Origin of the sequence: Streptomyces sp. NPDC021020 (assembly GCF_044333285.1) — a bacterium.
GTDB lineage: Bacteria > Actinomycetota > Actinomycetes > Streptomycetales > Streptomycetaceae > Actinacidiphila.
Window position 1 is genome coordinate 374,683 of sequence record NZ_JBIRQQ010000009.1, and the last position, 14,220, is coordinate 388,902.

Annotated in this window: 15 protein-coding genes; 8 read left to right on the forward strand and 7 right to left on the reverse strand. The window is 72.5% G+C overall.

Going from position 1 to position 14,220, the window contains the following annotated elements; translation table 11 throughout:
- Positions 1-20: 20 nt before the first annotated feature.
- The 3 genes from ACH4SL_RS27720 to ACH4SL_RS27730 all read right to left on the reverse strand — a co-directional run bounded on the left by ACH4SL_RS27720 (position 21) and on the right by ACH4SL_RS27730 (position 2,995).
- Positions 21-863, reverse strand: a complete 843-nt coding sequence (locus ACH4SL_RS27720) for a transglycosylase SLT domain-containing protein (RefSeq protein WP_398450287.1) — start codon at positions 861-863, stop codon at positions 21-23.
- Between the two features lie 267 nt (positions 864-1,130).
- Positions 1,131-2,144 (reverse strand): S-adenosylmethionine:tRNA ribosyltransferase-isomerase, encoded by a 1,014-nt coding sequence (locus ACH4SL_RS27725; RefSeq protein WP_398450290.1) that lies wholly within the window; start codon positions 2,142-2,144, stop codon positions 1,131-1,133.
- A gap of 143 nt (positions 2,145-2,287) precedes the next feature.
- On the reverse strand, positions 2,288-2,995 hold the full coding sequence (locus tag ACH4SL_RS27730) for an SDR family NAD(P)-dependent oxidoreductase (RefSeq protein WP_398450292.1): 708 nt from the start codon (positions 2,993-2,995) through the stop codon (positions 2,288-2,290).
- A 247-nt stretch (positions 2,996-3,242) separates the two neighbouring features.
- Between ACH4SL_RS27730 and ACH4SL_RS27735 the strand changes: the two genes are divergently transcribed.
- Together ACH4SL_RS27735 and ACH4SL_RS27740 are read left to right on the forward strand one after the other, a co-directional pair.
- Positions 3,243-4,394, forward strand: a complete 1,152-nt coding sequence (locus ACH4SL_RS27735) for a GAF domain-containing sensor histidine kinase (RefSeq protein WP_398450294.1) — start codon at positions 3,243-3,245, stop codon at positions 4,392-4,394.
- On the forward strand, positions 4,387-5,037 hold the full coding sequence (locus ACH4SL_RS27740) for a response regulator (protein ID WP_398450296.1): 651 nt from the start codon (positions 4,387-4,389) through the stop codon (positions 5,035-5,037). The genes ACH4SL_RS27735 and ACH4SL_RS27740 overlap by 8 nt, the downstream gene beginning before the upstream one ends.
- Positions 5,038-5,053: 16 nt before the next feature.
- Here the strand turns inward: ACH4SL_RS27740 and ACH4SL_RS27745 are convergent, their stop codons facing one another.
- On the reverse strand, positions 5,054-5,845 hold the full coding sequence (locus ACH4SL_RS27745; RefSeq protein ID WP_398450298.1) for a hypothetical protein: 792 nt from the start codon (positions 5,843-5,845) through the stop codon (positions 5,054-5,056).
- A 125-nt stretch (positions 5,846-5,970) separates the two neighbouring features.
- Here ACH4SL_RS27745 and ACH4SL_RS27750 point away from each other — a divergent pair, with 125 nt between their 5' ends.
- The 4 genes from ACH4SL_RS27750 (at position 5,971) to ACH4SL_RS27765 (ending at position 9,298) form a co-directional block, all read left to right on the forward strand.
- Positions 5,971-6,762, forward strand: coding sequence for an ABC transporter ATP-binding protein (locus tag ACH4SL_RS27750; RefSeq protein WP_398450300.1), 792 nt, complete (start codon positions 5,971-5,973; stop codon positions 6,760-6,762).
- Positions 6,763-6,865: 103 nt separating this feature from the next.
- On the forward strand, positions 6,866-7,288 hold the full coding sequence (locus tag ACH4SL_RS27755) for an NfeD family protein (RefSeq protein WP_398450302.1): 423 nt from the start codon (positions 6,866-6,868) through the stop codon (positions 7,286-7,288).
- 144 nt (positions 7,289-7,432) lie between these two features.
- Positions 7,433-8,392: an SPFH domain-containing protein gene (locus tag ACH4SL_RS27760; protein WP_398450304.1), complete on the forward strand. Its 960-nt coding sequence runs from the start codon at positions 7,433-7,435 to the stop codon at positions 8,390-8,392.
- Between the two features lie 138 nt (positions 8,393-8,530).
- Complete coding sequence (locus ACH4SL_RS27765; RefSeq protein WP_398450306.1) at positions 8,531-9,298, forward strand: sulfite exporter TauE/SafE family protein; 768 nt, start codon at positions 8,531-8,533, stop codon at positions 9,296-9,298.
- A 77-nt stretch (positions 9,299-9,375) separates the two neighbouring features.
- Here ACH4SL_RS27765 and ACH4SL_RS27770 read toward each other — a convergent pair whose 3' ends face one another.
- From ACH4SL_RS27770 to ACH4SL_RS27780, 3 genes are all read right to left on the reverse strand, one after another.
- Positions 9,376-9,879, reverse strand: coding sequence for an HNH endonuclease (locus ACH4SL_RS27770; RefSeq protein ID WP_398450308.1), 504 nt, complete (start codon positions 9,877-9,879; stop codon positions 9,376-9,378).
- Positions 9,880-10,379: 500 nt separating this feature from the next.
- Positions 10,380-10,916: a YbhB/YbcL family Raf kinase inhibitor-like protein gene (locus ACH4SL_RS27775; protein WP_398450310.1), complete on the reverse strand. Its 537-nt coding sequence runs from the start codon at positions 10,914-10,916 to the stop codon at positions 10,380-10,382.
- Positions 10,917-10,978: 62 nt separating this feature from the next.
- Positions 10,979-11,770 carry a sporulation protein gene (locus ACH4SL_RS27780; RefSeq protein ID WP_398450312.1) on the reverse strand — a complete coding sequence of 264 codons (792 nt, stop codon included), beginning with the start codon at positions 11,768-11,770 and terminating at the stop codon, positions 10,979-10,981.
- A gap of 111 nt (positions 11,771-11,881) precedes the next feature.
- Between ACH4SL_RS27780 and ACH4SL_RS27785 the strand changes: the two genes are divergently transcribed.
- The gene (locus tag ACH4SL_RS27785; protein WP_398450314.1) at positions 11,882-12,517 is read left to right on the forward strand and encodes a DNA-3-methyladenine glycosylase; all 636 of its coding nucleotides are present in this window, start codon (positions 11,882-11,884) and stop codon (positions 12,515-12,517) included.
- A 63-nt stretch (positions 12,518-12,580) separates the two neighbouring features.
- Positions 12,581-13,843 (forward strand): tyrosine--tRNA ligase, encoded by a 1,263-nt coding sequence (gene tyrS, locus ACH4SL_RS27790; protein WP_398450316.1) that lies wholly within the window; start codon positions 12,581-12,583, stop codon positions 13,841-13,843.
- The last annotated feature ends 377 nt before the right edge of the window (positions 13,844-14,220 follow it).

The following is a 14,220-nucleotide window of genomic DNA, read 5'->3' on the forward strand; positions in this document are numbered from 1 at the left end:
GGCCCGTACGGAAACGCCGCTCAGTACGCGGAGTTGACGTTGTCCATTCCGCCGTAGACGTGCCAGGCGTAGTTGCACGCGGCGGCGATGTTCGCGACCGGGTTGTAGACGTTCCACGACGTACCGGAGACGTGGTAGGCGTTGAAGGTCGGGTCGATGGTCTGGAGCAGGCCCTTGGAGGGAATGCCCTTGGCCGCGTTGGAGTCCCACAGGTTGATGGCGTTCGGATTGCCGGAGGACTCGCGGATGATGTTGCGGTAGATGCCGTTGTAGGTCGGCACCGGGATGTTGTGCGCGGCCAGTACGGCGCGGGCCTCGCGAATCCAGCCGTCGAGGTTGTCGGGGTAGACGACCTTCGCGACCGGGGCCGCGGTCGCGACCTTCTTCGGGACGGCCTTCGTGACGGTCTTCTTCGGGGCGACCTTGGTGACGGCCTTCTTCGGCGCCGGCTTCACCGCGGTGCGGTGCTCGGAGCGGTTCGCGGCGGCCTTGGCCCTGTCACGGGCGGCGGCGTCGGCGGCCGCCTTCTTCTTCGCGGCCTCGGCGGCGGCCTTCTGCTCGGCCGCGGTGTCGGCGGCGGCCTTCTGCTGGGCGGCGAGGGCGTCGGCGGCCTTCTTCTTGGCCGCGCTGTCCTCCTGGATCGCCTTCTGCGAGGCGAGCCCCGCCTGCGCGTCGAGGTCCTTGACCTGCTGGCCGTTCTCGACCGCAAAGCCGGTCGCCTCGCCCTTGGCCTCAGCGGTCCCGCCGGTCACCTGGAGACCGGTGACGGCCAGGACAACAGCGGTCGCGGCGGCGGCACCGGCCGCCGTGATCTTGTGCTTCTTGGACAGTCGGCCGATCTTCGGGATCGTGGGGAGCTGCATGGAATGACCTCTTCCGGTTGCGGACCTGAGAATTCTTAAGGGCTCGCAAAACGGGGGTCAATGAAGGCGGCTACGATTCGCATTCGTAGGTGGCGGCCGAAGGGAGTGCCCGGTGCCGGGAAAATCCCCTGGGGCTTCCGGGGTGTTATTCCACTAGGGTGCTTAGTATGTGACGCAGCTCCTGTAGGTCACCTCACACGGCCGCACCCCCGGGGTCGCTGGGGGTGACCGCGGGGGTGCTTTATGTGAGCCTTATTGGGGTGCTCTTTACGGCAGCAGCAGGTTCACGTCGCCGAACTCGTGCCACAGGTAACGCTCCTGGAGCGCGGCGGCGTAGACCCGCTCCAGCAGCGCGTCCCCGGACACCGCCCGCAGCATGAGCAGATGCGAGGCCTCCGGCTCGTGCAGCCCGGTCAGCAGCCCGTCCACGGCGCGCACCCCGCGCTCCGGGGTGACGACCAGCTCCGTCCACCCCGCGGCCGCCCGCACCGTGCCGCGCCCGTCCGCCGCCGACTCCAGCGCGCGCACCGCCGTCGTCCCCACCGCGACGACCCGCCCGCCGGCCGCCCGCGCCGCGTTGACCTGCCACGCGGTGGCCGCGGGTACGGCGTAGGGCTCGGCGTACGGCGGCTCGTGCGCCTCGGCGGAGGCCACCCCGGTGTGCAGCACGATCGGCGCGATCTGCACCCCGCGGCTGACCAGCTCGGTCACCAGCGGCGTGGTGAAGGGCCGGGCCGCGCTCGGCATCTCCGCCGAGGCCCGGCCGTCCGCCGAGGGGCGGGCGAAGACCGTCTGGTAGGCGGAGAGCGGCTGGTCGCGCTCGGTGTAGCCGTAGCGGATGGGCCGCCCGTACCGGTGCAGCCGCGGCACCGGGTCGGCCATCGAGGGCGACGCGACCCACAGCCGGTCGGCGCCCGCCACCAGCGGGCGGTCCAGCACCAGCTCGCCGCCGCCGCGCAGCCGCAGGGCCGCGCCCGCGGGGCCGCCCGCCCGGCGCAGCGTCGAGCCCCGCCCGTCGGGGGTGCGGACCTCCACGACCCAGCGCCCGTCGTCCCGGCGGGTCGAGAAGTGCACCACCACCGGCTCGCCCGCCAGCTCCGCGTCGAGCGCGGCCGGCAGCGTCCTGGAGGTGTTCACGACCAGCACGTCACCGGCCCCCAGCAGCCCCGGCAGTTCGCGGAAGGAGTGGTGCCCGACCGCCCCGGTGGAGCGCTCCCCGACCAGCAGCCGCACGGCGTCCCGGCGGGCCGGCGGGGCCGCCGCGAGCGACTCCGGCGGCACCCGGAAGTCCCGCAGGATCTCCGGAGCGGTGGAAATGTCCGAATAACCACCTTTTCGGGAGGTGCGGAGTGAATCCTTATCGACCGTTTTCGCCCTGTTTGTGGCAGTGTCTGTGCCGCGCTCCCGGCTCGCCGTCGTCGCCATCACGCCCCCCGCAGACCCGAGGCGCTGTAGCGCCCGCTCGGCGCGCCCCGCTCCAGCAGCCGCAGCAGCACCGGCGCGACCTCCTCCGGCAGCGGGCGCTCCCCGAAGTCCGGGTCGTCCGGCACCGCCGCCGCGTACAGCTCCGTCCGCAGGTCCCCCGGGTCCACCGCCCACACCCGCAAGCCGGGCTCCTCCACGGCCAGCACCGCCGAGAGCTGGTCCAGCGCGGCCTTGCTCGCCCCGTAGCCGCCCCAGTCCCCGTACGCCTCCACCGCCGCGTCGGAGCTGACGTTCAGCACCGCCCCCGAGGCCGCCCGCAGCGCCGGCAGCGCCTCCTGGACCAGCGCGAGCGGCGCGGTCACGTTGACCTCCAGCGCCTGCCGCAGCCCCGCGAGCGGCAGCTCGGCCAGCGGTACGAGCGGCTCGGCGCCCAGCGCGCTGGCGTTGTTGACCAGCAGGTCCACCCCGCCCAGCTCGTCCGCCGCGGCCACCAGCGCCGCCCGGTGCTCCGGATCGGTCACGTCCCCCGGCACCGCCCGCACCGCCCCGGTATCCCCTCCGGGATCCCGCTCCAGCTGCGCCGCCGCCGCCCGCAGCGCCGCCGCGTCCCGCCCGTCCAGCACCAGGGACCAGCCGCGCCCCGCCAGCTCCGCGGCCAGCGCCCGCCCGAGCCCTCTCGACGCCCCCGTGATGATCGCCACCGGCATGGTTCCGCCCTCGCTTCGTGATCGACGCCTTCCGCCGCGCCCGCCGGAGCGCTGTCGCCCCGCCACCGCGGCCACCGGCCCGGCCTGCCGCCGGACCCGCGCCCTCACCGTAGGAACGCCGCGCCGCCCGCCGCGTCGGGCGGCCGCCCTACCCCGCGCGGTCACAAGGGCGTAGGACGAAAGTGCCGCGCGCCCCTCCGCCCGGCGCCGCATCCGGCCCGTGACCTGCCGCCGGTACGGTGGAGGCATGTCGGACAGGCCGCCCAGAGGCGGGATAGAGGCGGTCAGCGCCGCCGTACTGGCGATGAACCGCCGGCTGGAGGTGCGCGAGGTCCTCCAGACCATCGTCGCCTCCGCGCGCGAGCTGCTGGCCGCCGAGTACGCCGCGCTCGGCGTGCCCGACGACCACGGCGGCTTCGCGCAGTTCGTCGTCTCCGGCGTCAGCGACGAGCAGTGGAAGGCCATCGGCCCGCTGCCCCGCCAGCACGGCATCCTCGCCGCGATGCTGCACGAGGCCACCCCGCAGCGGCTCGACGACGTACGCGACTTCCCCAGCTTCGAGGGCTGGCCGCGCCGCCACCCGGTGATGCGGGACTTCATCGGCATGCCGGTCCTGGACGGCGAGGAGATCCTCGGCGCCCTCTTCCTGGCCAACAAGGTGTGCGAGAAGCGCCCCGCCGAGCGGCACCACTTCACCCAGGAGGACGAGGACCTGCTGCGCATCCTCGCCGACCACGCCGCCATCGCCCTCACCAACGCCCGGCTCTACGAGCGCAGCCGCGAACTGACCCTGGTGGGGGAGCGGGCCAGGATCGCCCACGAGCTGCACGACGCGGTGTCGCAGAAGCTCTTCTCGCTGCGCCTGACCGCCCAGGCCGCGACCTCCCTCATCGGCCGCGACCCGGAACGCGCCAAGGAGCAGCTGCGCGAGGTCGCCCAGCTCGCCGCCGAGGCCGCCGACGAGCTGCGCGCCGTCGTCGTCGAGCTGCGCCCGGCCGCGCTGGACGACGACGGGCTCGTGGCGACGCTGCGTACCCAGGCCGACGTCCTCAACCGCGTGCACTCCGCCAAGGTCACCTTCGAGTGCCGCGCCGTCCGCGCGCTGCCCGCCTCGCAGGAGGAGGTCGTGCTGCGCGTCGCCCAGGAGGCCCTGCACAACGCGCTGCGGCACGCGGGCGCGAGCCGGGTCGCCGTCCGGCTCGAAGGCCGCGGCAAGGGCGTCCTGCTGCACGTCGGCGACGACGGGTGCGGCTTCGACCCCGACTCCGTCCGCAGTGCCGGACGGCACTTCGGGCTGGTGTCCATGCGGGACCGCGCGGGCGCCGTCGGCGGCAGCCTGAGCGTGCAGTCGGCGCCCGGCAAGGGCACCGTCATCGAACTGGAGGTGCCCGGTGGCTGACAGTGTGATCCGCGTCCTGCTGGTCGACGACCACCAGGTCGTACGCCGCGGCCTGCGCACCTTCCTGGAGGTCCAGGGCGACATCGAGGTCGTCGGCGAGGCCGCCGACGGGCAGGAGGGCGTCGACCGCGCCCGGGAGCTGCGGCCCGACGTGATCCTGATGGACGTCAAGATGCCCGGCACGGACGGCATCGAGGCCCTGCGGCTGCTGCGCGACGCCGGCAGCGGCGCCCGCGTGCTCATCGTCACGAGCTTCACCGAGCAACGCACCGTCGTGCCCGCGCTGCGCGCCGGAGCCTCCGGCTACGTCTACAAGGACGTCGACCCGGTCGCGCTCGCCGACGCCATCCGCTCGGTGCACGCCGGGCACGTCCTGCTCCAGTCCGAGGTGGCCGGCGCGCTGCTCTCCCAGGACCAGGGCGGCACCGGCTCCGGGCAGGGCCGCGGCAACACCCTGACCGACCGGGAGAACGAGGTGCTGGCCCACATCGCCGACGGCCGCTCCAACCGCGAGATCGCCCGCGCGCTGGTGCTGTCGGAGAAGACGGTCAAGACGCACGTGTCCAACATCCTCATGAAGCTGGACCTCGCCGACCGCACCCAGGCCGCCCTGTGGGCCGTACGCAACGGCGTCGGGGACTGACGCGGGCCGCTCCCGCTCAGCCGCGGCGCCGCTCCGCCTCCTCCACGTACGCGTTGTACGCCGCCACCTGCGCGCGCCGCGCCGTGCGCTCCACCGGGCGCAGCAGATCCGCGCGCGCCGCGATCTGCGAGGCGCTGACCGCCGCGCCGTGCCCGCCGCCCGCGATCTCCACCAGCGCCGCGACCCGCTGCGCCAGCTCCAGCACCCGCACCGCCCGCGGCGGATACCCCGGCGCCAGCACCTCCCGGCCGCGCTCGGCCCGCGCCCGGTAGGCCTCCAGCGCCGCGTGCGCGGTCGGCCCCCCGGTGCCCGCCACGTCCAGCGCCGTGAGCGCCGCCGTCGCGTCCCGCAGCGCCTCGGCCAGCTCCCGCTCGGCCTCGCCCAGCGACGGGACGTCGGCCGGCGGCGCGTCCCGTACCGGCAGGCACCGCCACTCCACCTCCACGTGCACATCGCCCGCCGGGCCCGCCTCGTGCACCTGCGGCACCAGGCCCAGCGCCACCGCGCCCGCGGTCAGCACCGCCTCGCCCGCCTCCAGCGCCAGGTCGTTGAAGTCCGGCGGGCCGGTCAGCCCCAGCGGGTGCCCGGCCACCGGCAGCGCGAGCCGCAGCCCGGTCACGCCCAGCGCCCGCAGCCGGCCGAGGCCCAGCGTCAGGCCCACCGGGCCGTTCTCCCCGGGCAGGCCCGCCATGCGGTGCACCGCGTCGTCCGCCACGATCCGCTGCGCGACGTCATCGGGGGCGGCAAGTCCGGCAAGCAGGGCATTTCCCCATGCGGTCAGCCGCCCTGAACGAGGTTCATCAAGCATGCCCCCAGCCTATGGACTGGACCGGTCGTGCGGTGGCGTAAGTTTTCTCCCAAGGGGTCACCTCCGCGGACGTGCCGGACCGGCACCACCGGAATCACGAGACTGCAATGGGAGACAACGCGCTCATGAGCGATGTGCTGGAGCTGGTGGACGTATCCGTGGTCCGCGACGGACGCGCTCTGGTGGACCACGTCTCGTGGTCGGTCGCCGAGGGCGAGCGCTGGGTCATCCTCGGGCCCAACGGCGCGGGCAAGACCACGCTGCTCAACGTCGCCTCCAGCTACCTCTTCCCGACCAACGGCACCGTCTCGGTCCTCGGCGAGAAGCTCGGCAACGTCGACGTCTTCGAGCTGCGCCCGCGCATCGGCATGGCCGGCGCCGCGATGGCCGAGAAGATGCCGCGCCGGCAGACCGTCCTGGAGACCGTGCTCACCGCCGCCTACGGCATGACCGCGACCTGGAACGAGGGCTACGAGAAGGTCGACGAGGACCGCGCCCGCGCCTTCCTCGACCGGCTCGGCATGAGCGACTTCCTGGAGCGGAAGTTCGGCACCCTCTCCGAGGGCGAGCGCAAGCGCACCCTGATCGCCCGCGCGATGATGTCCGACCCCGAGCTGCTGCTGCTCGACGAGCCCGCCGCCGGCCTCGACCTCGGCGGCCGCGAGGACCTGGTCCGCCGCCTGGGCCGGCTCGCCCGCGACCCCATCGCGCCCGCCATGATCATGGTCACCCACCACGTCGAGGAGATCGCCCCCGGCTTCACCCACGTGCTGATGATCCGGCAGGGCAAGGTCGTCGCCGGCGGCCCCATCGAGACCGAGCTGACCTCCCGCAACCTCTCCCTGTGCTTCGGCCTCCCGCTCGTCGTCGAGCGCCGCGGCGACCGCTTCACCGCCGCCGGGCTGCCGCTGTCCTGAAGCCCCGCCGCGCGCCGGGCGCACGCACCCGGCGCACGTCCCGCACCCGGCTTTCACCGACGCGTACTGCCCCAACCCCTGCGCAGGGCCCTACGATTGACCCGTGGACGCATGGGTGTGGTGGCTGATAGCCGCAGTGGGACTCGGCATCCCGCTGGTGATCACGGCGATGCCGGAGTTCGGCATGTTCGCGGTCGGCGCGCTCGGTGGCGCCGCGGCGGCGGGAATGGACGGCGGGATCGTCGCCCAGGTCATCACCTTCGTGGTGATCTCGGTGGCACTCCTGGTCTTCGTCCGCCCGCTGGCCTACCGCAACCGGCAGAACGCCGGCCAGCGCAGCGGCATCGACGCGCTCAAGGGACGGCAGGCCGTCGTCCTGGAGCGGGTCGACAGCGGCGCCGACGGCCGGATCAAACTCGCCGGTGAGGTGTGGTCGGCGCGCGCGCTGGAGGACGGCCGGGTCTTCGACCCGGGCGAACAGGTGGACGTCGTCGAGATCGACGGGGCGACCGCCGTCGTCATGTGACGGCACCGGCGGGGCAACCGCCGTCCGCGGACCGGCAATTCGCCGAACCGGCCCGCGGCGGGCAGCTGCTCTGCCAAGATCGATCATGTCGGAGTTACTGGAGTCACACCGTATTTCCGCCGGCAACCGGTGCGGGGAGTGGACATGCAGCCCATCATCATCGTCCTGATCATCCTGGTGGTGCTCGTCTTCATCGCGCTCATCAAGACGGTCCAGGTCATTCCGCAGGCCAGCGCCGCCATCGTCGAGCGCTTCGGCCGCTACACCCGCACCCTCAGCGCCGGGCTGAACATCGTGGTGCCCTTCATCGACACCATCCGCAACCGCATCGACCTGCGCGAGCAGGTCGTGCCCTTCCCGCCGCAGCCGGTGATCACCCAGGACAACCTGGTCGTCAACATCGACACCGTCATCTACTACCAGGTGACCGACGCCCGCGCCGCGACGTACGAGGTCGCCAGCTACATCCAGGCCATCGAGCAGCTGACCGTCACCACGCTGCGCAACATCATCGGCGGCATGGACCTGGAGCGCACCCTCACCTCCCGCGAGGAGATCAACGCGGCGCTGCGCGGCGTCCTCGACGAGGCCACCGGCAAGTGGGGCATCCGCGTCAACCGCGTCGAGCTCAAGGCCATCGAGCCGCCCACCTCCATCCAGGACTCGATGGAGAAGCAGATGCGCGCCGACCGGGACAAGCGCGCCGCGATCCTCACCGCCGAAGGTGTCCGCCAGTCGCAGATCCTCACCGCCGAGGGCGAGAAGCAGTCGCAGATCCTGCGCGCCGAGGGTGAGGCCAAGGCCGCCGCGCTGCGCGCCGAGGGCGAGGCGCAGGCGATCCGCACCGTCTTCGAGTCGATCCACGCGGGCGACCCGGACCAGAAGCTGCTGGCCTACCAGTATCTGCAGATGCTCCCGAAGATCGCCGAGGGCGAGGCCAACAAGCTCTGGATCATCCCCAGCGAGCTCAACGACGCCCTCAAGGGCCTCGGCGGGATAGTCAACCTCCCCGGCGTCGGCAACGGCGGCAACGGTGGCAACGGCGGCCAGGGCGCGACCGCCCCGGCCCCCCGCCGCGAGGCCGCGCCCTTCGACAAGGACTGACGGCAGTCCGTACGGCCGGGCCGCCAGGGGAGGGAAGACCGCCTGACGGCGGCACCGCGCTGTGACATGATCACAGCACTCCCCTCGACCGGGCAGCACCGGCGGGGAGGAGGCGCACCGACCACGGAGAGCCCACACATGTCCCCACTCGAAGCCCTTGCCGTCCTCGCCGCAGGAGTCGGCGCCGGCACCATCAACACCATCGTCGGATCCGGCACCCTGCTGACCTTCCCGGTCCTCGTCGCCGTCGGCCTGTCCCCTGTCACCGCCAACGTCTCCAACGCCCTCGGCCTCGTCCCCGGCTCGATCACCGGCGCCATCGGCTACCGGCGCGAACTGACCGGACAGCGCGAGCGGTTGATCCGCCTCGGCGCGGTCGCCCTGGTCGGCGGCGCCACCGGCGCCGTCCTGCTGGTCACCCTGCCCTCCAAGGCCTTTCACGCCATCGTGCCGGTGCTCATCGCCGCTGCCCTGGTGCTGGTCGTCCTCCAGCCCCGGCTCAGCCGCGCCGTCCAGGCCCGCCGGGAGCGCCAGGGCAGCACCGCCCCCCTGCACGGCGGCGTGCTGCTCGCCCTCGGGATGTTCGTGGCCAGCGCCTACGGCGGCTACTTCGGCGCCGCCCAGGGCGTGATCTACCTGTCCCTCATGGGCCTGATGCTCGACGAGACCCTGCAGCGCATCAACGGCCTGAAGAACGTGCTGGCCGCCATGGTCAACGGCGTCGCCGCGGTGCTCTTCATCTTCGTCGCCGACATGGACTGGGCCGCCGTCGGGCTCGTCGCCGTCGGCGCGACCATCGGCGGCCTCATCGGCGCCCGCGTCGGCCGCCGGCTGCCGCCCGCAGCGCTGCGCGGCCTGATCGTGGTCGTCGGCCTCGCGGCCATCGTGCAGCTCATCCTCAAGTAACCCCGCGCGCACGAAGGCGGCCGGCCCCGTCGTCCCCGACAGGCCCGGCCGCCCCCACCCGCTCACGCCCTACCGGCTCACGCCGTACGGGCCAGCCACTCCGGCAGCGCCGCACGGTCCCGCACACCCAGCGCCAGCAGCAGCGCGTCCGCCGGCGTCGGCTCGAACGGCTGCGCCAGCAGCCGCATCCCGGCCTGCTCCGGCGTACGGTCCGCCTTGCGCTGGTTGTCCTCCGAGCAGGCCGCGACCGTGTTCAGCCAGGTGTCGGCGCCGCCGTGCGACTTCGGCACCAGGTGGTCGACCGTCGTCGCCCGCCGCCCGCAGTACGCGCACCGGTGCCGGTCACGCACCAGCACCCCGCGCCGCGACCACGGCGCCCGTTGTCGGAAGGGCACCCGTACGTACCGGCACAGCCGGATCACCTGCGGCACCGGGATGTCCACCTGGGCGGCACGGAAGCGCAGACCCGAATGCGCCTGCTCGACGACGGCCTTGTCCTGCATCACCAGGACCACCGCGCGGTGCAGCGACACCGTCGACAGCGGCTCGAAACTCGCATTCAGCACCAGCGTCTCACGCATTTCCGCCCACCTCCCGGCTCCGCTCCGCCCCTCGGCGAAGTGGCTCCACTGTGCCCGTGCGTTTGCCGCACGGACAACGCAATTTCCCCTCGGGGGACAGGAGATGACCGCGGAAGGAGGACGCGGCAAAAAGCCGGGGAACACTCCGCCCCGGGAGCCGGGAGGACCCGAGCCCCCGGAAACGGGAAAGACCGCGCCCCGGACGCCGTGAGGAGGTGGAATCCCCGGCATCCGGAGCGCTCCGGCCGACGCGGACGCCCGGTCCGGATGACCGGGGCCCGGCAGGCGGCGGAGGGCGCGTGGTACCGCCCAGCGCCACACCCCGCCGCCCCCGCCGAAACGGTGCCGGCCTGCCCGGCGTCGAGCCGCGCCACCCGGGCGCATGACCGGGGGCACCGGCGAACCGGGCACCCACCACTGTGCGGTGGGGCGGCCACGGGACGCAACGCATTAACCGCGGCCCGCGCCGACCGCCCGCCACGGCAGGCGGGCGCGGCCGCTCAGCCGCCCGCGACCTCGTACTCGGCAATCAGCGCCGCCCGCGCCAGCGTGTGGAAGCGCAGGTTGAAGCCCACGACCGCGGGCGACGCGCCCGCGTCCGCGCCCAGCTTCTCCTGGTCCACCGCGTAGACGGTGAAGACGTAGCGGTGCGGACCGTCCCCGGCCGGCGGCGCCGCCCCGCCGAAATCCCGCGTCCCGTAGTCGTTGCGGGCGTGCACCGCACCGTCCGGCAGCCCCGCGAAATCCCCCGAGCCCGCACCCACCGGCAGCTCCGTCACCGACGCCGGGATGTCGAACAGCACCCAGTGCCAGAAACCGCTGCCGGTCGGCGCGTCCGGGTCGTAGCACGTCACCGCGAAGCTCCTGGTCTCCGCCGGGAAGCCCTCCCACCGCAGATGCGGCGAGACGTTGCCCTCCGCGTAGACCTGCTCGTCGGGGAGCACCCCCTCGTGCGTCATCCCGTCGCTCACCACGGTGAACTCCGGCACCTGCGGGTGGAAGTCATGGGGGAGCGGTCGCCGCGCTTGCTCGGACACCTCGACACCTCTCGATTCGATCATCGGTCTCGCACCAAACCTGCGGGTCCGAGCGTAGGACCCTAGAACCAGTTCCGCTTCGCTCCCACCTCGGCCAGCCACTGATGGAGGTAGTCCGCCCAGTCCGTGTGCTCAAAGGACTGCATGTTCATCACGAAGGAGCGGTGCGTGTCCCCACCGGTGAAGGCGCCCTTCTTGTCCATCTCCAGCACCACGTCCATCTCGTTGCCGTCGGCCACGAAGGTCAGCTCCACCTCCTTGAGCCCGCGGTACTGCTCCGGCACCTTGAACTCGATCTCCTGGTAGAACGGCAGCCGCTGCCGCGTCCCGTGCACGCGCCCCTTCTCCAGATCCGCGCTGTGGAAGCGGAAGCCCAGCCGCCCGAAGGCCTCCAGCAGCGCGTCCTGCGCCGGCAGCGGATGCACGTTCACCGGGTCCAGATCGCCCTTGTCGACCGCCCGCGCGATCTGCAGCTCCGTCGTCACCCCGATCTTCATCCCGGTCAGCTGCCGCCCCATGAACATCGTCACCGGCGTCTCCCACGGCACCTCCAGCGCGAACTGCAGGGTGTGCACCGCCCGCGGCTGGATCACGAACTCCCCGCCGACCTGCTGCGTGTGGAACTCGATGTTCTGGTGGTATTCGGTGTCCTCGCCCTGGGCGTTCCTCGTCTCCACCTCGACCCGGGCCTGGAGCCCCACCGTCACGCCCTGGATCCGCTGGTCGACCGAGCCCCCCTCGATCCGCACCTCGCCGTGGATCACCCCGCCCGGCGTCACGTCCGCCTGGTGCAGCTCGGTCTCCACCGACGCCCCGCCCGCGCCCAGACTCGCCATCATCTTCCTGAAGCCCATAACGGACACCCATCCCCTTCGTTTTGCCGTGCCGTGCACAGATCTTGGCGAACACTACGAACGCAGCGCACCCCGGGGTGGTTCCACCCCGCTCCGGTACGCTTCCGGACCGTGATCACCGCACCCGAGCGGGCCCCGCTGGACCGCGCCTTCTTCGACCGGCCGGTCCTGGAGATCGCGCCCGACCTCCTCGGCCGCGTCCTCGTCCGCACCACCGACGACGGCCCGATCGACCTGCGGCTCACCGAGGTCGAGGCCTACGACGGCCCGAACGACCCCGGCTCCCACGCCTACCGCGGCCGTACCGACCGCAACGCCGTGATGTTCGGCCCGCCCGGCCACACCTACGTCTACTTCACCTACGGCATGTGGCACTGCCTGAACCTGGTCTGCGGCCCCGAGGGCAAGGCCGCCGGGATCCTGCTGCGCGGTGGCGAGGTCACCGCCGGCGCCGACCTCGCCCGCCGCCACCGCCCCACCTCGCGCAAGGACACCGACCTCGCCCAGGGCCCCGCCCGGCTCGCCACCGCCCTGTCCGTCGACCGCGCCCTCAACGGCGCGGACGCCTGCGCCCCCGGCGGCCCCTTCCGCATCCTCACCGGCACCCCGCCCGACCCGGCGGCCGTCCGCACCGGCCCGCGCACCGGCGTCGGCGGCGCCGGAGCCGCCCACCCCTGGCGCTACTGGATCGACGGCGACCCCACGGTGAGCCCTTATCGCGCGCACGCCCCGCGCAAGCGGCGGTAGCCTGCCAGGGCGCGGAGCAGCAGCTCGGCGCGCCCACCAGCAGAACCAAGGAGACACGAAGCCGTGACGGACATCGTCGACGACCTGAAGTGGCGCGGGCTCTTCTCGCTGTCCACCGACGAGGACGCCTTGCGCAAGGCACTCGCGGACGGTCCCGTCACCTTCTATTGCGGCTTCGACCCGACGGCGCCCAGCCTGCACGTCGGCCACCTCGTCCAGGTCCTCACCGTGCGCCGCCTGCAGCTCGCCGGCCACCGCCCGCTCGCCCTCGTCGGCGGCGCCACCGGCCAGATCGGCGACCCCCGCCCGACGGCCGAGCGCACCCTGAACGACCCGGAGACGGTCGCCGCCTGGGTCGGCCGGCTGCGCGGCCAGATCGAGCCCTACCTCTCCTTCGAGGGCGACAACGCCGCCCTCATGGTCAACAACCTCGACTGGACGGCCGGCCTGTCGGCGATCGAGTTCCTGCGGGACATCGGCAAGCACTTCCGCGTCAACAAGATGCTCACCAAGGACGCCGTCGCCCGCCGACTGGAGTCCGAGCAGGGCATCAGCTACACGGAGTTCAGCTACCAGCTCCTCCAGGGCATGGACTTCCTGGAGCTGTACCGCCGCTACGGCTGCACCCTCCAGCAGGGCGGCAGCGACCAGTGGGGCAACCTGACCGCCGGCCTCGACCTCATCCACCGGCTGGAGCCGGGCGCCGACGTGCACTGCGTGGCGACCCCGCTCATGGTCAAGGCGGACGGCACCAAGTTCGGCAAGACCGAGGGCGGCGCCGTCTGGCTCGACCCCGAGATGACCACGCCCTACGCCTTCTACCAGTTCTGGCTGAACCAGGACGACCGGGACATTTCCACCTACCTGCGCATGCTCAGCTTCCGCAGCCGGGCCGAACTGGAGGAGATGGAGCAGCTCACCGCCGAGCGCCCGCAGGCCCGCACGGCCCAGCGCGCGCTCGCCGAGGAGCTCACCACCCTCGTCCACGGCGCCGACCAGTGCGCGGCCGTCATCGCCGCGTCAAAGGCGCTTTTCGGCCAGGGCGATCTCGCCGAACTCGACGAGCCCACCCTGGCCGCGGCCCTCAGCGAGCTGCCGCACGCCCAGGTGACGGAGCCCGCCCCGATCGCCGACCTGCTCGCCCTGACCGAACTCGTCCCGAGCAAGTCGGCGGCCCGCCGCACCATCAAGGAGGGTGGGGCCTACCTCAACAACGCCAAGGTCACGGACGAGGACGCCACCCCCACGCGGGACGACCTGATCCACGGCCGTTGGCTCGTCCTGCGCCGCGGCAAGCGCAACCTGGCGGCGGTCGAGGTCCGCTGACGACCGCGCCGGCCGGGGTCGGCACCGGTTCCGGCGGGACGTGGCCGGAAAAATACGTTTGAACGGCGGCCGAGCTTGACTCGGCCGCCACATGTACGTAACGTAGTCCGAGTCGCCAAAACGACCCGGAGATCTGGTTCACACCAACTCCAGCCGGGGCGGCCACCCAACTACCAACGCCTACCCCCTCAGCGGGGCGGTTTTCGGTGTCCCGAAAATCGAAATGCTGAGCGGAAAACGGCCGATTATGAATCGGCTGGGGAGTCCGGTAAGCTGGGAAACACGAAGGGAAAGCCCGGAGGGGCCGGTGAAACGGTCTCGAAGGAAGCTTCCGTTCCTTGAGAACTCAACAGCGTGCCAAAAGTCAACGCCAGATA